Here is an 18,760-nt window from a genome sequence, read left to right on the forward strand (position 1 = left end):
CGGAAAATTGTTTCCGAACATCATGCTCGAACAAACAACTAGGGTGCGATGAAGCTCATCGCACTTTAAGTCCGGCGCAAGCACCGACGGGGAAACCATGACAGCACCACGCGATAAATTCGGCCGACCGATCGTTGTCGTGACCGGCATGGGAATCGTGACGTCGCTCGGCGGCGGCAAAACCGACAATTGGAAGCGCCTCACCGCGGGTGAGTCCGGCATCAAGACCGTGACACGCTTCCCGCTCGACAGTATGAAGACGACGATGGCCGGCGCCGTCGATTTCGTCACCGTCGACCCGTTCTCGTCGACCAGCCTATCGCAGCGTCTGGCGGAGATCGCGACCGAAGAAGCGCTCGAGCAAGCCGGCATCGGCAGCAAGGGCGACTTTCCCGGCCCGCTGTTTCTGGCAGTCGCCCCGATCGAGACCGAGTGGCCGCAACGGCTCGAAGTCGCGCGCGAGGTTCCGACCAAGGACTTTGGAATCATCGAATACCTGGCGACCTGTAGCGGCGGGAAGTTCGCGCACTTTCACCGGCGCTTCACCTTCGGCTCCGTCGCGCTCAACCTCGCCGAGACCTTCGGTACCAAAGGGTCCCCGATTTCGCTGTCGACGGCTTGCGCCTCCGGTGCGACCGCGATCCAGCTCGGCGTCGAGGCGATCCGCCGCGGCGAAACCGATGCGACGCTGTGCGTCGCAACCGACGGCTCGGTGAACCCGGAAGCCATGGTGCGCTTCTCGCTGCTGTCGGCTCTCTCCACCCAGAACGACCCGCCGCAGGCCGCCTCGAAACCGTTCTCGAAGAACCGCGACGGCTTCGTGATGGCCGAAGGCGCCGGCGCGCTGGTGCTCGAGAGCTACGAGGCCGCGATGGCCCGCGGCGCGCGCATCCTCGGCGTCGTCGCCGGCTGCGGCGAGCTCACCGATTCCTTCCATCGCACCCGCTCGGCCCCGGACGGCAAGCCGGCGATCGGCTGCGTGCGCAAGACACTCGCCGATGCTGGAATGGAGCCCGAGCAAATCGATCACATCAACGCGCACGGGACCTCGACGCCGGAAAACGACAAGATGGAGTATCTTGCGACGTCGGCCGTGTTTGGCGAACACACCAAAAACATTCCGGTGTCGTCGAACAAGTCGATGGTCGGCCACACCATCTCGGCCGCCGGTGCAGTCGAGGCGATCTTCTCGCTGCTCACGCTCGAGCATCAGCGGATTCCGCCGACGATCAACTACGAGGTGCCTGATCCCGCGATCCCGTTCGACGTGGTCGGCAACAAGGCGCGCGATGCCAAGGTGACCGCCGTGATGTCGAACTCGTTCGGGTTCGGCGGGCAGAACGCCTCACTGATCCTGACGCGCGAGCCGGCCTAGCGCCCTCGCCTCATCAGATGAAACGCCTGCTCCTTCGCACCAGGGCGCACCTGCGTGACGCCGCGAAGCCCGTGACCGACGCGGCGATCGGCGGGCTGACGATCGGCCTGCTGCGTACGACGCGCTACTTCGATCCCGAGAAGACCGCAAGATTCTTCGGCCGCGCCGCGCATTTCATCGGCCGCCGGCTGCGCGAGGATCGCATCGGCCGCGAGAACCTCAAGGCCGCCTTCCCGGAAAAGTCACCGGAGGAGATCGAGGAGATCCTGACGGGCGTCTGGCACAACCTTGGACGCATCGGCGCTGAATTCGCGCACATCGACCGCATCTGGGACCACGATCCCCAGAATCCCGACAAGCCGGGTCGCGTCGAATTCTCGGCGCGCAGCAAGCAGCTGTTCGATCAGTTGCGTGACGACGGCAAGCCGGCACTGTTCTTCGCCGCACATCTCGGCAACTGGGAGCTCTCTCCAATTGCCGCCGCAGCGCATGGGCTCGACGCCACCATCCTGTTTCGCCGGCCGAACATCGAAGCCGCCGACCGCGCCATCGAACGCATCCGCGCGGTCAATCTGGGCACGCTGGTGCCGGCCGGCCGTGACGCGCCGCTCAAGCTGGCGCAGGCGCTGAAGAACGGCCAGCACGTCGCGATGCTGGTCGATCAGTATTTGACCAACGGCGTTCCCGTCACCTTCTTCGGCCGCAAGACCACCGCGAATCCGCTGCTGGCGCGCCTGCGCCGGCAGATCGATTGCCCAATCCACGGCACGCGGATCATCCGCCTGCCCGACGGCCGCTTCCGCGGCGAGGTCACCGAGGAAGTCAAGCCGGTGTTCGACGCATCCGGCCAGATCGATATCCAGGGCACCATGCAGGCGATCACCGACGTCGTCGAGGGCTGGGTCCGTGAGTATCCCGATCAATGGCTCTGGCTGCACCGGCGCTGGCGGTAGGCCCGACACTCGTCATTGCGAGCGAAGCGAAGCAATCCATTTCTCCGAGCATACGGAGCGATGGATTGCTTCGTCGCTTCGCTCCTCGCAATGACGGATAGACCTACTTCCCGGTCTTCACCCGCGTCCACAGGCGATTGATGATCCGCTGCGTCGCCGGATCGCGCGCGGTGATCACGAACAGCTTCTTCTGCATCGCTTCGTCGGGATAGATATTCTTGTCGTTGAAGATCTTCGGGTCGATCAGCTTCTGGCTCGCCAGATTGCCATTGGCGTAGGACAGGAAGTTCGAGTTCTTCGCCGCGACCTCGGGACGGTAGAGGTAGTTGATCAGCTCATAGGCCTCAGCGACATTCTTCGCATCCGCGGGGATCGCGAGATTGTCGAAGAACATTTGCGCGCCCTCCTTCGGGATCGTGTAACCGATCTCGACGCCGGTGTTGGCTTCCGCCGCCCGGCTGCGCGCCTGCATGATGTCGCCCGACCATCCGACCACGAAGCAGATTTCGCCAGAGGCCAGCGCGCTGAGATATTCGGACGAGTGGAATTTGCGCACATAGGGCCGGATCTTGATGACGAGATCGGCGGCCTTCTCGAGGTCGGCCTGCTTGGTCGAGTTCGGATCGAGGCCGAGATAGCTCAGCGCCGCCGGCAGGATGTCGTCGGCGGAATCCAGCATGTGGATGCCGCAATCCTTGAACTTGGCGAGGTTCTCCGGCTTGAACACCATGTCCCAGCTGTCGATCTTCGCGTCGGGACCGAGAATCTTCTGCGCGATCTTGACGTTGTAGCCTATGCCGGTGGTGCCCCACATGTAGTTGGCGCCGTAGCTATTGCCGGGATCGTAAGTCGCAAGTTGGCTCGTCACTACGGGCCATGCATTGGCGAGGTTCGGCAGCTTCGACTTGTCGAGCTTGAGGAACACCTTCGCGGTGATCTGGCGCTGCAGGAAGTAGCCGGTCGGCACCACGACGTCGTAGCCCGACTTGCCGGCGAGCAGCCGCGTCTCCAGCGTCTCGTTGGCGTCGAATGTATCGTACACGACCTTGATGCCGGTTTCCTTGGTGAAGTCCTCGAGGACTCCCGGCGCCATGTAGTTCGACCAGTTGTAGAAGTTGACCGTGCGCTCCCCGGCGTCGGCGGACGCCGAGAGCAGCAGGACCGTCGCGACCGCGCCGACGAAGCTGACGAGACGACGGTTCTGCTCTCGCATTCTGGCTTACCTCTTGCGGCGGTGGACAGCGTCCGACAACCGCTCCAACGCGGCGTCGAGCGTTGAGTCTTTCTTGGCGAAACAAAAGCGCACGACCGACGTCACCGCATCCTGCTCGTAGAACGCCGACACCGGGATCGCCGCGACCTTGTAGTCCTGCACGATCCGCCAGCAGAACTCGGCATCGGTCTCGTTGAGCCCGAGCGGCGACAGGTCCACGGTGAGGAAGTAGGTCCCCTGCGACTTCAGCACCGGAAAGCCGATGCTCTTCAACCCCTTGGTCAGGCGGTCGCGGCTCCGCGCCATGTCCTTGCGCATGTCGAGGAAATAGTCGTCGGGCTTGCCGAGGCCATATGCCACCGCCGCCTGCAGATTGGGCGCCGTCGTGAAGGTAAGGAACTGGTGCACCTTCGCCGCGACGCGCAGCAGCGGCGGCGCGGCGCAGACGAAGCCGATCTTCCATCCGGTCAGCGAGAAGATCTTGCCGGCGCTGCCGACCTTGATGGTGCGGTCGCGCATGCCCGGGATCGTGATCAGGGGGATGTGCTCGCGGCCGTCGAACACCACGTGTTCCCAGACCTCGTCGCAGATCGCGACCGCGTCGAATTCCTGGCAGAACCGCGCCAGCAGTTCGAGGTCCTCGCGCGGATAGACCACCGCCGCCGGATTGAGCGGATTGTTGAACAGCACCGCCTTGGTCTTGTGATTGAAGACGCTGCGCAGCATCTCCTCGCTCAGCCGCCACTCCGGCGGTTCGAGCCGCAGCAGCCGCGGAATGCCGCCGGCCTGGCGGATGATCGGCAGATAGGAATCATAGACCGGCTGGAAGCACACCACCTCGTCACCGGGCTCGACCACGGAGAGGATCGAGGCGGTCAGCGCCTCGGTGCCGCCGGAGGTGACCATCACCTCGGTCATCGGATCGAGCTTGAGTCCGTGCCAGTGGCCGTAATGCGATGCGATCGCCTGACGGAGTTCCGGGATGCCCATCATCGACGGATATTGATTGTAGCCGTTGATCGAGGCGTCCGCGGCGGCGCGGCGGATGTCCTCCGGACCGGGATCGTCGGGAAAGCCCTGGCCGAGATTGATGGCGTTGTTGTCGCGCGCGGCCTGCGACATCGCCTCGAAGATGGTGACAGGAAGGTCCGCGAAGACCTTGTTCATGGAGGTCATGTCAGGGATCAGCCGCCGGTCTTGGTCGGCAGTCCCGCCGCCTTCCAGCCGATGATGCCGCCCGCCAGGTGCTTGTCGTAGGGCAGGCCCGCGGCCTGGGCGGCCAGCGAAGCCGTCACCGAGCGCTTGCCGGAGCGGCAGGCGAACACCACCTGCTTGCCCTGCGGATCGGGAATCGCCGCCGGATCGAACGTCGACAGCGGCACTACGACTCCATCGGGATAGGCCTCGACGGCGACCTCGTTGGGCTCGCGGACGTCGACCAGCAGATAGCGGCCTTCCGCTATGCCCTTCGACACCTCGTCCGGAAACAAATCTTCCACCTTGTGGTCCGCCACGGAAATATCCTCCCGATATCAGCTTGGCGAGCGTCGCGCGGCCCGCCGTTCCGGGCCGCAAAGTCGCCTCTTGCGCAGAGAAAATCAAGCGTCCGAAACGGGTTAGATGACTCGCAGGATGTGACTGGCAGGACCGCTAGATCGTGACCTGCGTGCCGACCTCGACCACCCGCCCGGTCGGGATCTGGAAATAGTCGGTGGCGTCGTTCGAGGAGCGGCTCAGCGCGATGAACAGATGGTCCTGCCAGCTCGGCATGCCCGAATGCGCCGCCGGCTTCAGCGCACGGCGGGACAGGAAGAACGAGGTCGACATGATGTCGAACTGCCAGCCGAGCTTGCGGGCGATCGCCAGCGTCTTCGGCACGTTCGGCTGTTCCATGAAGCCGAACTTCAGCGTCACCTTGGAGAAGGTCTCGCTCAGCTGCTCCATCCGCACCCGCTCGGACGGATCGATCCGCGGCGTCGGCGCCGTCTCGATGGTCAGGATGACGTTCTTCTCGTGCAGCACCTTGTAGTGCTTGAGGCTGTGCATCAGCGCGGTCGGCGCGCTGACGGGGTCGCTGGTCAGGAACACCGCGGTGCCGGTGACACGCTGCGGCGGCCGCTTCTCCAACATCGCGACGAGATCGGCGAGCGGGAATTCCAGCTTGCGCGACTTCTCGAACAACAGCCGGCTGCCGCGCCGCCAAGTGTACATCACCACGATCATGGCGCCGCCAAGCGCGAGTGGCACCCAGCCGCCCTCGAACACCTTGAGCAGGTTGGCGGCCAGGAAGGTGATGTCCAGGAACAGGAAGGGCGCGACCAGCGCGGCGGCCGCGATCGGCGACCAGCGCCAGACCTTCCAGATCACGACAAAGCCCATCATCGCCGTCACCACCATGGTGCCGGTCACCGAGATGCCGTAAGCCGACGCCAGTGCGCTCGACGAGCGGAACATCAGCACCAGCACGATGACCGCGATGAACAGGAAACGGTTGATGCGCGGCATGTAGATCTGCCCGGAATGCGCCTCCGAGGTGTGGCGGATCTCGAACCGCGGCAACAGGCCGAGCTGGATCGCCTGCCGCGTCAGCGAATACGCGCCGGTGATGACGGCCTGGCTCGCGATCACGGTCGCCATGGTCGCCAGCGCAACCATCGGGATCAAGGCCCAGTCCGGGAACATGAGGAAGAACGGGTTCTCGATGCCCTTGGGATTGCCGATCAGGAGCGCGCCCTGCCCCAGATAGTTCAGCGCCAGCGACGGCAGCACGATGAACAGCCACGCGGTCTGGATCGGGCGTTTGCCGAAATGGCCGAGGTCGGCATAGAGCGCCTCGGCGCCAGTCACCGCGAGGAAGACCGCACCGAGCGTGATGAAGCCGATCACGCCGTGATGCAGCATGAACGACACCGCGAGAATCGGATTGAGCGCGTATAGCACTTCGGGATGCCGCGCGATCTGCGGCAGCGCCGCGACCGCGATCAGGGCGAACCATACGCACATCACCGGGCCGAAGAAGGCCGCGACGCGCGCGGTGCCGCGCGACTGCACCGCGAACAGGACGACAAGGATCACCACCGTGAGCGGCACGACATAGGGATCGAATGTCGAGGTGACGAGCTTGATGCCCTCGATTGCCGACAGCACCGAGAGCGCCGGCGTGATGACGGCGTCGCCATAGAACAGCGCGCCGCTGATGATGCCGAGCAGCACGATCGCGGCGCCGCCCTTGGTCGCCGCGCGCTGCGCCAGCGCCATCAGCGCCAGCGTGCCGCCCTCGCCATTGTTGTCCGCGCGCAGCAGGATCACGACGTATTTCAGCGTGACGACGACGATCAAAGCCCAGAGGATCAGCGAGAGCACGCCGAGCACCGCATGCGCCGTCACCGCGCCCTCGCCGCCGGCGGCGGCAACGACGGCCTCGCGCAAGGCGTAAAGCGGGCTGGTGCCGATGTCGCCATAGACGACACCGATGCTGCCGAGCATCAGGGCCTTGAAGGTGGCGGTTGAATGCGCCTCACCATTGCCGTTTGCCGCCGGCGTTTCCGCCGCGGTGATCGCACTCTCGGATGACATGGGGAAGCTGTGCCTCTGTCTTCTGCCGCACCGCACAATGCTGGGTCGCAGCGCTATACTCCCGGCAGGAATGCATAGGTTAGCCCGGATTCAGGCCTCCGCCATGCACATCACGCATGGGTCACGGCCGATCAATGTCAGAATCCTGCGCCCGGTCAGATAGTTACCTGGGTACCCACTTCAACCACCCGGCCGGTCGGGATCTGGAAATAGTCGGTGGCATCATTGGCGGACCGGCTCATCGCGATGAACAGGTGGTCCTGCCATTGCGGCATGCCGGACTGGGCCGACGGCTTCAGCGAGCGGCGCGACACGAAGAACGAGGTCGACATGATGTCGAACTGCCAGCCGAGCTTGCGCGCGACCGCCAGCGCCTTGGGCACGTTCGGCGATTCCATGTAGCCGAAGCGCAGCCGCACCGCGGTGAACTTGTCGCTCACCTTCTCCATGTTGACGCGCTCGGATAGATCGACGCGCGGCGTCGGTGCGGTCTCGATGGTCAGGATCACGTTGTGCTCGTGCAGCACCTTGTTGTGCTTGAGATTGTGCAGCAACGCGGTCGGCACGAAGCTCGGATCGCTGGTCAGGAACACCGCGGTGCCCTTGACGATATGCGGCGGCCGCTTCTCCAGACTGTGGATCAGGTCGCGCAGCGGCACCTCGATGCGTCGGGTCTTGGCGACCAGGATGGCGGCGCCGCGGCGCCAGGTCCAGATCATCGTCGCCATCACGACGCCGAACAGCAGCGGCACCCACGCGCCCTCGAACAGCTTCAGGAGATTGGCGCTGAAGAAGGTCATGTCGACGATCACGAACGGCAGGATCAATGCCGCCGCCGACGCCACGCGCCAGTTCCACAGCTTCCAGATCACGATGAAGCCCATGATGCCGTCGGCGACCATCGTGGTGGAGACGGCGATGCCATAGGCCGACGCCAGCCCGCTCGAGGTGCGGAATAGCAGCACCAGCAGCAGCACGCCGATCAGCAGCAGCCGGTTGACGCGCGGCAGATAGATCTGACCGGCATGGGTCTCCGAGGTGTAGCGAACCTCGAAGCGCGGCAAGAGCCCGAGCTGCACCGCCTGGCTGATCAGCGAATAGGCGCCGGTGATGACCGCCTGGCTTGCAATCACCGTCGCGGCGGTGGCTAGCCCGACCAGGGGCAGCAGCAGCACGTCGGGCACCATGCGGTAGAACGAGTTCTCGATCGCGCTGGGATCGGACAGCACAAGCGCGCCCTGCCCGAAATAGTTCAGCAGCAGCGACGGCAGCACGAAGAACAGCCAGCCGGACTGGATCGGCTTGCGGCCGAAATGCCCGAGATCGGCATACAGCGCCTCGCCGCCGGTCACCGCGAGGAATACCGCGCCCAGCGTCACCAGGCCGATGGTGCCGTGGGTCAGCATGAACTGGAGCGCGTAATAGGGATTGATCGCCGCCAGCACCGACGGGTCGTCCATGATGTGAACGAGCCCCATCACCGCCAGCGAGGCGAACCACACCACCATCACCGGACCGAAGGCGGAAGCGACGCGCGCGGTGCCAGAACTCTGCACAGAGAACAGCACGACCAGGATCAGGATCGTCAGCGGCACCACATAGTGCTCGAGATGCGGGGTGGCGAGCTTGAGGCCTTCGACCGCCGACAGCACCGAGATCGCCGGCGTGATCATGGAATCGCCGATGAACATCGAGGCGCCGACCACGCCGAGCGCGAGCAGCGGCCAGCTGCGCCGACCGATCGCGCGCTGGCCGAGCGCCATCAGCGAGAGCGTGCCGCCCTCGCCATTGTTGTCGGCGCGCAGCAGCAACAGCACGTATTTCGCGGTGACGACGGTGAACAGCGCCCACAGGATCAGGCTGAGCACGCCCAGCACCATGATGCGGGTGACCGGTTGGCCGTGCGCGGCGCCGCCGACCGCCTCACGGAATGCGTAGAGCGGCGAAGTTCCGATATCGCCGAACACCACCCCGATGCTGCCGAGTGTCAGGGCCCAGAAGCTGGAGGTCGGTTGTCCTTCCTGAGCTTCGGTAGATGAGACGCTGACAGCCATGGCGAGGTTGGAACGCCCGATCGGTTGATTTGATCCGCGCGGCTATCGACGCTTCCGCATCGCGTGTCAACCGCGCAACAATGGTAGTTGACGGTAGTATGGTAACCCAGAGCTACGGCTTCAGATCCGGCGGCAGCGGCGGATTTTCCCGCATCAACGTGATGGTCACGCGACGGTTGGCCGGCAGCGTCGGATCGTCGGGAAACAGCGGCTGGCCGTCGGCCTTGCCTGAAACCGCGAAAATATGCGACGGCGGCAGCCCTTCCCGCTCCAGGATCTGCCGCACCGCGTTGGCGCGGTCCGCGGACAGGTCGAAGCCGTCATAATCGCTGCGCGCCGGCACGAAGCCTGCGGCCGTATGCCCCACGATCGCAACCCGCAGCGGCGTCGCCTTCAGCGGCGCGGCCAGCTTCTGGATCAGCCGGCGGGTGCGGTCATACGGCTCCCTGGAGCCGTCGGCGAACATCGAGCGGCCATCCTGGTCGACGATCTCGAGATTGAGCCCCTCCTTGGTCTCCTCGAACATGATGTTCTTGGAGATCTCGGTCAGCTCCGGCATGTCCTGCAGCGCCTGGCGAAGCGAGGCCGAGGCGAGAGCGAATTCGCGGTCTATCTTCAGCCGCGCGCCGTTGATCTGGCTGCGCTCCTTCTCGTCCGGCGTCGGATTGGCGGAGGACTCTTCCGGCGAGATGTGCTCGACGTTCTTCAGTTTCGGCCGGGTCGGCAGGCCGTCGGACTCGACGATGCCGGAATAGCGCACATTGGTCTGCACGCCGAACGCATCGCGCATCGAGCCGGCGACGATCTTCAGCTTGTTGTTGTCCATGGTGGAGAACGCGACGAGCATCACGAAGAAGCTCATCATCAGGCCCATCAAATCGGCGAAGGTCACGAACCAGCCGTGACCTCCGGTATGGGCGTCGCCGCGCTTTTTCTTGGCCATCGCTGCGTTTCCCGAAAGCGCGGTCCGGTCAGGCCGGAACCGGCTCGCCTTCCTCCTGGCGATGCTTCTCCGGCAGATAGGCCAGCAGCATCTCGCGCACCAGCGCCGGGCTCTTGGAGTCGCGGATCATCAGGATGCCGTCGATGATCAGCGTGCGGTTGGTCTCCTCGTCGAGCAGCTTGCCGTGCAGCTTGTCGGCAATCGGCAGGCAGAACAAATTGGCGACCAGCGCGCCGTACAGCGTCGCGAGCAGCGCGGTCGCCATGAACGGGCCGAGCTTGGAGGGGTCGGTCATGTTGGCGAACATCTGCACCATGCCGATCAGCGTGCCGATCATGCCGAACGCCGGAGCGCAGTCGCCGATCGCGCGATAGATCTTGCTGCCCTCGTCGAGGTGCATCAGGAAGTTGTCGCGGTCGCGCTCCATGTTGTCGCGGATGAATTCGAGGTCGTAACCGTCGGCGACGTAACGGATGCCCTTGGCGAGGAACGGCTCGTCGGTCTCGACCTTTTCCAGGCCGACCGGCCCCTGCTTGCGGGCGATCTCGGCGATGCGGGCGAGCTCGTCGACGAGGTCGCGGGCCGACAGCCGGCTCATCGTGAAGGCGAATTTGGCGCCGAGCGGCAGCCCATGCAGCATCACGCCCAGCGGGAAGCGGATCATCGTCGCCGCGATCGAGCCGCCGAAGATGATGATCATGGCGTGTTCGGAGATGAACATGTGCAGGTCGCCGCCCATGAACATCATCACCGCGATGACGATGATGCCAGCCAACAGCCCGGCGCCAGTCATGATATCCATAGGAGACTCCAACGCGTACGCAACCTGCCCGTCCTGGACGGCGCGCAGCCCAAGGCGGGCCGCGTGGAAAACCCTAACGTTAACGCCATTAAGGACGCGTTACCGAATTTGGTAGGGATAACAACGGGTAAACGCCGGTCTTTTCGCGATGTCGTTGAAGATGCTGGCTTTCCGCATGCGAGCCTGCCGTCGCATGCGCAAATCCCCTCCCCGTAGAACAACGGACATGGGATAGGTTTGCCGGAAGCGTATTCGCGCGAACTGGCTACCGGCTCGCGTGAAGAAGACGCGTCAATACAAGAATCCGGGGCTCCGTTCCGATTCAATCGGAGCGGAAAAGGCTCTCGAGGAAACCAACCAATGAGCAGGACAGGATGAAGGCCGTCGTCGTCGAGCAATACGCGCCCATCGATCAGATCGGGCTGAGGGAGATCGCCACCCCCGAACCCGGCCCCGGACAGATCCGAGTCCAGGTCCACGCCGCGAGCATCGGCTTCGTCGATGGGCTGAAGGTCGAGGGCCGCTACCAAACCAAGGATGCCCTGCCCTTTACGCCGGGCGCGGAATTCGCTGGCGTGGTCGATGCGGTCGCAGGCGACGTCGCCGGCATCGCGCCGGGCATGCGGGTGATGGGCGCGGCGCGCTCGGGCGCGCTGGCCGAGCACATCGTGGTGCCGCCCGACGCCGTCGAGATCATGCCCAACGGACTGTCGATGGAGGCCGCCGCGGCCTTTCGCACCAATTACCTCACCGCGCTCTATGCGCTCGGCGAGCGCGGCTCGCTCAAGGCCGGCGAGCAGTTGCTGGTGCTCGGCGCCGCCGGCGGCACCGGCATCGCCGCCATTCAAGTCGGCAAGCTGCTCGGCGCGCGCGTCGTCGCCGCGGCCTCGACGGAGGAGAAGCGCAACTTCGCCGCAAGCTTCGGTGCCGACGCTGTCGTCGACTACACGAAGCCCGACTGGCGCGACGCGCTGAAGAACGCGACCGGCGGCCACGGCGCCGACGTGATCTTCGATCCGGTCGGCGGCGAGGTCTCGCTGCAGGCGTTCCGCTCGATCGCCTGGAACGGCCGCCATGTCGTGGTCGGCTTCGCGGCCGGCAGCATTCCCGCATTGCCGTTCAATCTGCCGCTCCTGAAAGGCGGCCTCCTGATCGGCGTCGATGCCGCCCAGATCGCGCGGCGCGAGCCCGAGGCGCAGGCGCGCGTGATGACGCAATTGTCGGCATGGCTGAACGATGGCCGACTGACGCCTGTTGTCGGTAAGGTGTTCGCATTCGACGATTTTCGCGCGGCCTTCACCACCATGCAGACCCGTGCGGCGCTCGGCAAGATGGTGGTGCGGATCGGGTCGTGAGAGAGGCAGCGCTATCGCCTCATCCTCGCTGTCGTCCCTGCGAAAAGCAGGGACCCATACGCCGCGGCGGATGTTGTGAACAAAGCTGGTCATTCCAGCGAAGCACACCAATCAGCGCTTGTGGTTATGGGTCCCTGCTTTTCGCAGGGACGACACTGAATGTCGCAAGCCAAGCTTGCCTTGAGGGTCAGAAAAATACGCGACCCTCGCCAAGGTTCGCGAAAATTATCACAGGTTATTGTTACGCGGTTCTGTGCCGCCTTAGCGTTGCGGAGTACGGCATTCGGGGACGAAAAATGCAGGACATGCTGACGCATCTCGAAAAGCTTCGCCGCGACGCGGCGGAATGTGCGTTGATCCGAGACCTGGCGACTGACATGCGCAAGCGCGAGTTGTTCAGCAAGCTCGCCGAACATCTCACGGCCCTTGCCGCCGAGGTGGAGGAAACCATCAACGCAGCCCGCAAGGAGGACCAAGTCATTTAGCGAGGCCTACGTCGAGCGTTCGAAAGTATCGACACTTGTCGTGACGGCTCGCCACCAGTTCACGGGCTTCAGGGCCGCCGCTTCGCCCTCGCGGACCGCGACCAGCGCCTCGTCCGACATGACAATTTGCCGGATGGAACCAACGTCGCAACGGCGCATTGTCATTTCACCCATCGGTTGACAGGTAATATGCCGCCAGTATCGGTAGACGTGCCGATGCTGTAGCATTGCTGGTTCGCCGAGGAGCCTATTCGCCGCAATGTGTTGTATTTCAGGATTCTTTGTCTTGGCACTTTTTGCACATCGAGCATCGAGCATCACGTCGCGATCGCGCGGGCGGATTACCACCAAAGAGGCGCGATGAAGACCGACAAGGCCATCTGGTACGTCTCGTTCGCCATGCGAAATCCTGACGCCGGACATCACCGCTTCGCGCGCCAGACCCGTACCTTCACGACCGAGCAGGACGCCAAGGCGTTTGCGCGCACGCTGCTCGTTCAGACGCAGGACGTCAGCGCCGGAACGATCAATCCGCACGCACCGCGACGCGTGATCGCACCGGCCGCGATCACGGCCTGGGCCGGCGACAGCTGAGGCTTCGCCGCCGTTGCTTCCTACAGGAAGCGCGAGGGCGCAAACGGGGCGAGCGGAATCTCCGGCGCCTTGCCGCTCAGGAGTTGCGCGACCAGCCGGCCGGTCCGGGCCGATCCGACCAGGCCGACATGGCCGTGGCCGAAGGCGTAGACCACATCGCGCGTGGCACGGGCATAACCGATGCAGGGGCGCCCGTCCGGCATGCTCGGCCGATGGCCGAACCAGGTCTTGATCCGCGATGGCGGAATATCCGTCGGCAGCTTCGGGAACATATTGAAGAGGTGCTTGCGCAGGATTTCGGCGCGCTTCCAGTTCGGCGCGGCGTCAAGCCCCGCGATCTCCACCGTGCCGGCGGCGCGCAGGCCCTTATCGGTCCAGTTGACGACCATCTTGGCATCGGAGGCCATCATCGAATTGCGCGGGCCGGATTCCGCATTTTCGATCATGACGTGATAGCCGCGCTCGGTCTCCAGCGGCAGCGGATCGCCGATCGAGGCGGTCAATTGCCTGGAGCGCGCGCCCGCGGCGACGACGGCGGCGTCGCAGGCAATCTCGCCGCTCTCGGTGATCACAGCGACAAGCCTGTCACCGGCGAGCCTGAGGCCCGTTGCCTTGGCGGCGACGCGTTCGGCGCCGTTCGCGACGGCGTGCGCGGCAAGCGCCGCGACATAGGCGCCGGGATCGCGGCAGCGGCCCGCCTCCTCCACCACGACGCCGAATTTGTAGCGCGGATGCAGATCGGGCTCGCGCTGGCGCATCTCGTCTTCATCGAGCTCCAGCCATTCGATGCCGACGCGCTTGCGGATGCGCCAGCCGAGATCGCGGTCGAACGGCGCGCGTGAGGGAAACACATGCATCACCCCGCGCCGCTCGATCAATTCGCCCACGCCGGCTTCCTCGGCGAGTTGCCGGTGCAGCAGCGGTGCATCCTTCAGGAGATCGCGCATCGCCCGCGCGGTGGCCTCGACCTGCGCCTCGGTCCGGCTCGACAGCAGATACTTGACCAGCCACGGCAAGGCCTTCGGCAGATACGACCAGCGGATCGCCAGCGGCCCGAGCGGATCCATCAGATAGCCCGGCACCTTCTTCCAGGTGCCCGGCTCGGCCGGCGGGATCACCGAATGCGACGACAGCCAACCGGCATTGCCGTAGCTCGCCGCCTGGGTGCCGCCGGGCTCGCCCGGATCGATCAAGGTTACGCTGTGGCCCGCACGCAGCGCCTCGATGGCGCTGATGACGCCGACCGCGCCGGCCCCGATGATCGCGACGTGACGGGACTTTTGTTTGGGCATGATCTCCTCGGAAAACCGCTTCGCATTTTTCCGGATCATGCCCTAGCGCGTGGCCTGCGGCGCAAAATCCTTGCCGACCGACAGCGCACGCTGATCGACCAGGCAGTGCAGGATCGCGGGCTTGCCGGAGGCCAGCGCGCGCTCGAACGCGGGCGCGAAGTCTTCGGTGCGCTCGACCCGCTCGCCATGGCCGCCGAACGCCTTGGCGTAAAGCGCGAAGTCCGGGTTCTTGAGCTGGGTGCCGACGACGCGGCCCGGATAGTCGCGCTCCTGATGCATGCGGATGGTGCCGTATTGCGCGTTGTCGATGACGACGACGATCAGCGGCGCGTCATACTGCACGGCGGTGGCGAACTCCTGCCCGTTCATCAGGAAGCAGCCGTCGCCGGCGAACGCCACGACGACCCGGTCCGGATGATGCCGCTTGGCCATCACAGCCGCCGGCACGCCGTAGCCCATCGAGCCCGAGGTCGGCGCGAGCTGCGCGGCGAAAGCGTGGAAGCGATGGTGGCGGTGAATCCATCCGGCATAATTGCCGGCGCCGTTGCAGACGATGGCATCCTTCGGCAGGCGATCGCGCAGCCAGGTCACGACCTCGCCATACTGGAAGCTGCCCGGCAGCTCGCGCGGCTTGTCGGTCCAGGCGAGGTAATCCGCGTGCGCCTTGGCCGCCTCGCCCTTCCAGGCCGGCACTGCCGCCGGCATCATGGTCTCGACCGCGGCGGCAAAGGCCGCAGGCGTCGCCTGGATCGCCAGCGCCGGCTGGTAGACACGGCCGAGCTCCTCGGCGCCGGGATGGACATGGATCAGTTTCTGGCTCGGCACCGGAATGTCGAGCAGCGTGTAGGACGAGGACGGCATTTCCGACATGCGGCCGCCGATCAGGAGGATGACGTCGGCGCCGGTGATGCGATCCCTGAGCTTCGGACTCGGGCCGATGCCAAGATCGCCGGCATAATGCGAGTGGTCGGCGTCGAACAGCGAGGCGCGGCGGAACGAGGTGGCAACCGGCAGGTCGAAGCGCTCGGCGAAGCGCGCAATGCCCTTGGCGGCCTCCGCGGTCCAGGCCGAGCCACCGAGCACCACGATCGGCGCCTTGGCGCCGGCGAGCATGCTGCCGAGGCGCTCGAGATCGGCCGGCGCAGGCCAGGTCGCCGCAGGCTCGACCTTCGGCGCGTCGGCGACCGCGGCGGTTTCAGTCAGCATGTTCTCCGGCAGCGAGATCACCACCGGACCGGGCCGGCCCTGCAGCGCGACGCGGAAGGCGCGCGCGACCAGTTCCGGAATGCGATCCGGACGATCGATCTCGACCGCCCATTTCGCCATCGTGCCGAACACCGCCTTGTAGTCGAGTTCCTGGAATGCCTCGCGCTCGCGCATGCCGGTGTCGACCTGGCCGACGAACAGGATCATCGGGGTGGAGTCCTGCATCGCGATGTGCACGCCATGGGCGGCATTGGTCGAGCCCGGACCGCGGGTGACAAAGCAGATGCCCGGACGTCCCGTGAGCTTGCCATAGGCCTCCGCCATCATCGCGGCCCCGCCCTCGGCGCGGCAGATCACGACGTCGATCGCGCTGTCGTGCAAGGCGTCGAGCGCCGCCAGATAGCTCTCGCCCGGCACGCAGGTGACGCGCTCCACCCCTTGCGCGACCAGCTGGTCGATCAGGATCTGGCCTCCGGTGCGGGCATTGCTTTTGGTCATGAGGGCTCCCTGCAAGTACTGGCGCGCGTTTGAGCTTCGCGCGGATCGTGGTCCCACGGGGTATGATAGACGGAAATAGGGTGCAAGGCCGAAGCTGCGTCTCCCGCGCGCAGCGGCGCCAAGCCATGCGGTAGGCAATGGGCAACGCCGTTTCGTCATCGATTTCCGCAGAGCGGACGATCGCCGGCAGGATTGAAGCCGCCGGCCGGCAAGCAACGCAGGTCACGATCGTCCGGCTCGAGGGCGATCTCGTTGCGCTCGCGCGGGACCACGACGCCGGTCCGTGACCCCGATCGGGTCTCGCGCGGCATGATCAACCTGCGCGGGCTTCTTTCATGAACACCCGCATCGACGATGCGGCCGCCCTGTCATCACGAGGCGCCGATCGACTCAACAGAGCGCAGGCGAAAGAATGCTCGCACGCCGCATCGCCAAGACCGACAGCGCGTGGCCGCCGAGACGATTGCAGTCAAGAGCTCTCCGCTGCGCGCGATGGCGTGGCACAATCTGCATGAGCCACACGTTATGTGCACGATAACAATCATTAGGAGCGCACGCGTGTGCTTCCGTAAGATTACGGTGCAGCGATCGGCCGCTTCACATCTTCGTCGCCGGATCGCGCGGATTTCACGGCAAATCGCGGTGTTGTGCGACGTTTTCGGCTGCGCTCATCGCGAGCATCGCGCGTTCGACCTTGTGCGATCGCACGCGGCGCATTGCGTGCCCTTCTTGGTGGAATTCGAATCGCTTACCGTTCCACACAGTCAGAAATTGTAAATCGTGTAACGCACCTGCGTGGGGCCGGCGGTGGAAGGCATTCCGCTGCCGATCAGGTGCACCGTTTCAATTCACCAAGATCATTATCAAGGCTGGAGGCAATGCATGTTGGGGATGAAGAGCGTCGCAAGCGTGATCGGCTCGGACAGTTCGTACCGGCTGTTCGACGACATGCCGATCAGTGTCATGCTCTGCGAGCTGGACAATTTCAAAATCACCTACATCAACGAGTCGACGCGGCAGAACCTGAAGAAGATCGAGCATGTGCTGCCGGTAAAGGTCGACGCGCTGATCGGGCAATCGATCGATATATTTCACAGGAACCCGCAGCATCAGCGCCGGCTGCTGTCCGACCCGAAGAACCTGCCGCACAAGGCGCGTATCACCATCGGCGGCGAGACGCTCGATCTCACCGTGACGGCTATGACCAATTCGCGCGGCCGCTACACCGGCCCGATGCTGACCTGGGAGCTCGCGACCGAGAAGGCGCGGCTTGAAACGCAGACCGAACGGCTGTTGCAGATGCTCGACAACATGCCGATCAACATCATGATGTGCGACACCGATTTCAACATCACCTACATCAACCAGACCAGCCTCAAGACGCTCGACACCGTGAAGCACCTGCTTCCGGTGGCGCCGGACAAGATCCTCGGCAACTCGTTCGACATCTTCCACAAGAACCCGGCGCACCAGCGCCGCATCGTCGGCGATCCCAAAAACCTGCCGCATGCGGCCAAGATCAAGCTCGGTCCGGAAACGCTCGACCTGCGGGTCTCCGGGCTGACCGACAAGCGCGGCAACTACACCGGCGCGATGCTGAGCTGGTCGGTCGTGACAGGCAATGTGAAGCTGGCGGACGATTTCGAGAAGGACGTGAAGGGCCTTGCCGGGATGCTGGCGTCGGCGTCGACGCAAATGCAGGGCACTGCGCGATCGCTGACGACGACCGCCGAATTCGTCAATCAGCGCTCGGCGAGCGCGGCGTCCGCGTCCGAGGAGCTGTCGTCCTCGGTCAACGAGATCAGCCGCCAGGTGGCCGAGGCGAGCCGCATTGCCCGCATGGCGGTCGACGAAGCCGAGAAGTCCGACAAGCTGGTCGCGGGTCTCGTGACCATGGCGCAGAAGATCGGCGACGTCGTCGCCCTGATCAGCCAAATCGCCGGCCAGACCAACCTGCTTGCGCTCAACGCAACCATCGAATCCGCGCGGGCCGGTGAGGCCGGACGCGGCTTCGCCGTCGTCGCCTCCGAGGTGAAGGCGCTGGCCAACCAGACCGCCAAGGCCACGGAAGACATTTCGGCGCAGATCAACGAGATGCAGGCCGCGACCGGCAACACCGCCACGGCGCTGAAGGCGATCTCGCAGGTCATCGTCCAGATCAGCGAGATCTCGACCGTGATCGCCAGCGCGGTCGAGGAACAGGCCGCGGCCACCAAGGAGGTCACCGCAAACATCAACGGCACGACCAAGGCGATCGACGATGCCAGCAAGGCCGCCGAGAACGTGCTGGCGGCCTCCGGAGAGCTCGCCAGCAACGCCTCAGAGCTGGAAGTTCAGGTCGACAAGTTCCTCAAGAACGTACGGGCGATGTAGCGGCGCACGGCCGAAGGAGATGAGCGCGCACTCACCCCTCC

16 protein-coding genes are annotated in these 18,760 nt (G+C 64.7%); 6 read left to right on the forward strand and 10 right to left on the reverse strand.

Annotated features, from left to right (window positions below; translation table 11 throughout):
* Window positions 1-97: 97 nt before the first annotated feature.
* Together ACZBJS_RS02485 and ACZBJS_RS02490 are read left to right on the forward strand one after the other, a co-directional pair.
* Window positions 98-1,375, forward strand: a complete 1,278-nt coding sequence (locus tag ACZBJS_RS02485; protein ID WP_028344597.1) for a beta-ketoacyl-ACP synthase — start codon at window positions 98-100, stop codon at window positions 1,373-1,375.
* A gap of 17 nt (window positions 1,376-1,392) precedes the next feature.
* Window positions 1,393-2,328, forward strand: coding sequence for a lipid A biosynthesis lauroyl acyltransferase (locus tag ACZBJS_RS02490; RefSeq protein ID WP_057019707.1), 936 nt, complete (start codon window positions 1,393-1,395; stop codon window positions 2,326-2,328).
* 103 nt (window positions 2,329-2,431) lie between these two features.
* Here ACZBJS_RS02490 and ACZBJS_RS02495 read toward each other — a convergent pair whose 3' ends face one another.
* The 7 genes from ACZBJS_RS02495 to ACZBJS_RS02525 all read right to left on the reverse strand — a co-directional run bounded on the left by ACZBJS_RS02495 (window position 2,432) and on the right by ACZBJS_RS02525 (window position 10,916).
* Complete coding sequence (locus ACZBJS_RS02495) at window positions 2,432-3,541, reverse strand: polyamine ABC transporter substrate-binding protein (RefSeq protein ID WP_141340564.1); 1,110 nt, start codon at window positions 3,539-3,541, stop codon at window positions 2,432-2,434.
* A 6-nt stretch (window positions 3,542-3,547) separates the two neighbouring features.
* Window positions 3,548-4,717 carry an aminotransferase gene (locus tag ACZBJS_RS02500; RefSeq protein ID WP_316394911.1) on the reverse strand — a complete coding sequence of 390 codons (1,170 nt, stop codon included), beginning with the start codon at window positions 4,715-4,717 and terminating at the stop codon, window positions 3,548-3,550.
* An 8-nt stretch (window positions 4,718-4,725) separates the two neighbouring features.
* On the reverse strand, window positions 4,726-5,055 hold the full coding sequence (locus ACZBJS_RS02505) for a rhodanese-like domain-containing protein (protein WP_016848419.1): 330 nt from the start codon (window positions 5,053-5,055) through the stop codon (window positions 4,726-4,728).
* 136 nt (window positions 5,056-5,191) lie between these two features.
* Window positions 5,192-7,117, reverse strand: coding sequence for a potassium transporter Kup (locus ACZBJS_RS02510; protein WP_057019704.1), 1,926 nt, complete (start codon window positions 7,115-7,117; stop codon window positions 5,192-5,194).
* A gap of 155 nt (window positions 7,118-7,272) precedes the next feature.
* Window positions 7,273-9,171, reverse strand: a complete 1,899-nt coding sequence (locus tag ACZBJS_RS02515) for a potassium transporter Kup (protein WP_038376908.1) — start codon at window positions 9,169-9,171, stop codon at window positions 7,273-7,275.
* Between the two features lie 112 nt (window positions 9,172-9,283).
* A complete protein-coding gene (locus ACZBJS_RS02520; RefSeq protein WP_028334286.1) occupies window positions 9,284-10,114 on the reverse strand; it encodes an OmpA/MotB family protein in 831 nt (276 codons plus the stop codon).
* Between the two features lie 28 nt (window positions 10,115-10,142).
* On the reverse strand, window positions 10,143-10,916 hold the full coding sequence (locus ACZBJS_RS02525; RefSeq protein WP_016848416.1) for a motility protein A: 774 nt from the start codon (window positions 10,914-10,916) through the stop codon (window positions 10,143-10,145).
* Between the two features lie 374 nt (window positions 10,917-11,290).
* Here ACZBJS_RS02525 and ACZBJS_RS02530 point away from each other — a divergent pair, with 374 nt between their 5' ends.
* Together ACZBJS_RS02530 and ACZBJS_RS02535 are read left to right on the forward strand one after the other, a co-directional pair.
* A complete protein-coding gene (locus ACZBJS_RS02530) occupies window positions 11,291-12,271 on the forward strand; it encodes an NADPH:quinone oxidoreductase family protein (RefSeq protein ID WP_463438304.1) in 981 nt (326 codons plus the stop codon).
* A 296-nt stretch (window positions 12,272-12,567) separates the two neighbouring features.
* Window positions 12,568-12,756, forward strand: coding sequence for a hypothetical protein (locus ACZBJS_RS02535; RefSeq protein WP_016848414.1), 189 nt, complete (start codon window positions 12,568-12,570; stop codon window positions 12,754-12,756).
* Window positions 12,757-12,762: 6 nt separating this feature from the next.
* On the opposite strand, the gene ACZBJS_RS02540 is transcribed toward ACZBJS_RS02535, so the two are convergent.
* Window positions 12,763-13,074, reverse strand: coding sequence for a hypothetical protein (locus tag ACZBJS_RS02540; protein ID WP_246786574.1), 312 nt, complete (start codon window positions 13,072-13,074; stop codon window positions 12,763-12,765).
* Window positions 13,075-13,116: 42 nt separating this feature from the next.
* Here ACZBJS_RS02540 and ACZBJS_RS02545 point away from each other — a divergent pair, with 42 nt between their 5' ends.
* Complete coding sequence (locus tag ACZBJS_RS02545) at window positions 13,117-13,350, forward strand: hypothetical protein (RefSeq protein WP_057019701.1); 234 nt, start codon at window positions 13,117-13,119, stop codon at window positions 13,348-13,350.
* Window positions 13,351-13,370: 20 nt separating this feature from the next.
* Here ACZBJS_RS02545 and ACZBJS_RS02550 read toward each other — a convergent pair whose 3' ends face one another.
* Both ACZBJS_RS02550 and ACZBJS_RS02555 read right to left on the reverse strand, forming a co-directional pair.
* Window positions 13,371-14,642, reverse strand: a complete 1,272-nt coding sequence (locus ACZBJS_RS02550) for an NAD(P)/FAD-dependent oxidoreductase (protein ID WP_076826735.1) — start codon at window positions 14,640-14,642, stop codon at window positions 13,371-13,373.
* Between the two features lie 42 nt (window positions 14,643-14,684).
* Window positions 14,685-16,346: a thiamine pyrophosphate-binding protein gene (locus ACZBJS_RS02555; RefSeq protein ID WP_076826490.1), complete on the reverse strand. Its 1,662-nt coding sequence runs from the start codon at window positions 16,344-16,346 to the stop codon at window positions 14,685-14,687.
* A gap of 882 nt (window positions 16,347-17,228) precedes the next feature.
* On the opposite strand from ACZBJS_RS02555, the gene ACZBJS_RS02560 reads away from it, so the two are divergent.
* Window positions 17,229-18,719 (forward strand): methyl-accepting chemotaxis protein, encoded by a 1,491-nt coding sequence (locus tag ACZBJS_RS02560; RefSeq protein WP_063790157.1) that lies wholly within the window; start codon window positions 17,229-17,231, stop codon window positions 18,717-18,719.
* Window positions 18,720-18,760: the final 41 nt, after the last annotated feature.

It is taken from the genome of Bradyrhizobium sp. KZN70725 (assembly GCF_055264925.1).

Coding starts and splice junctions, on each gene's coding strand:
- ACZBJS_RS02485 (WP_028344597.1), top strand. CDS start 98: ATGACAGCACCACGCGATAAATTCGGCCGACCGATCGTTGTCGTGACC.
- ACZBJS_RS02490 (WP_057019707.1), top strand. CDS start 1,393: ATGAAACGCCTGCTCCTTCGCACCAGGGCGCACCTGCGTGACGCCGCG.
- ACZBJS_RS02495 (WP_141340564.1), bottom strand. CDS start 3,541: ATGCGAGAGCAGAACCGTCGTCTCGTCAGCTTCGTCGGCGCGGTCGCG.
- ACZBJS_RS02500 (WP_316394911.1), bottom strand. CDS start 4,717: ATGACCTCCATGAACAAGGTCTTCGCGGACCTTCCTGTCACCATCTTC.
- ACZBJS_RS02510 (WP_057019704.1), bottom strand. CDS start 7,117: ATGTCATCCGAGAGTGCGATCACCGCGGCGGAAACGCCGGCGGCAAAC.
- ACZBJS_RS02515 (WP_038376908.1), bottom strand. CDS start 9,171: ATGGCTGTCAGCGTCTCATCTACCGAAGCTCAGGAAGGACAACCGACC.
- ACZBJS_RS02520 (WP_028334286.1), bottom strand. CDS start 10,114: ATGGCCAAGAAAAAGCGCGGCGACGCCCATACCGGAGGTCACGGCTGG.
- ACZBJS_RS02525 (WP_016848416.1), bottom strand. CDS start 10,916: ATGGATATCATGACTGGCGCCGGGCTGTTGGCTGGCATCATCGTCATC.
- ACZBJS_RS02530 (WP_463438304.1), top strand. CDS start 11,291: ATGAAGGCCGTCGTCGTCGAGCAATACGCGCCCATCGATCAGATCGGG.
- ACZBJS_RS02535 (WP_016848414.1), top strand. CDS start 12,568: ATGCAGGACATGCTGACGCATCTCGAAAAGCTTCGCCGCGACGCGGCG.
- ACZBJS_RS02540 (WP_246786574.1), bottom strand. CDS start 13,074: ATGCTCGATGCTCGATGTGCAAAAAGTGCCAAGACAAAGAATCCTGAA.
- ACZBJS_RS02545 (WP_057019701.1), top strand. CDS start 13,117: ATGAAGACCGACAAGGCCATCTGGTACGTCTCGTTCGCCATGCGAAAT.
- ACZBJS_RS02550 (WP_076826735.1), bottom strand. CDS start 14,642: ATGCCCAAACAAAAGTCCCGTCACGTCGCGATCATCGGGGCCGGCGCG.
- ACZBJS_RS02555 (WP_076826490.1), bottom strand. CDS start 16,346: ATGACCAAAAGCAATGCCCGCACCGGAGGCCAGATCCTGATCGACCAG.
- ACZBJS_RS02560 (WP_063790157.1), top strand. CDS start 17,229: ATGTTGGGGATGAAGAGCGTCGCAAGCGTGATCGGCTCGGACAGTTCG.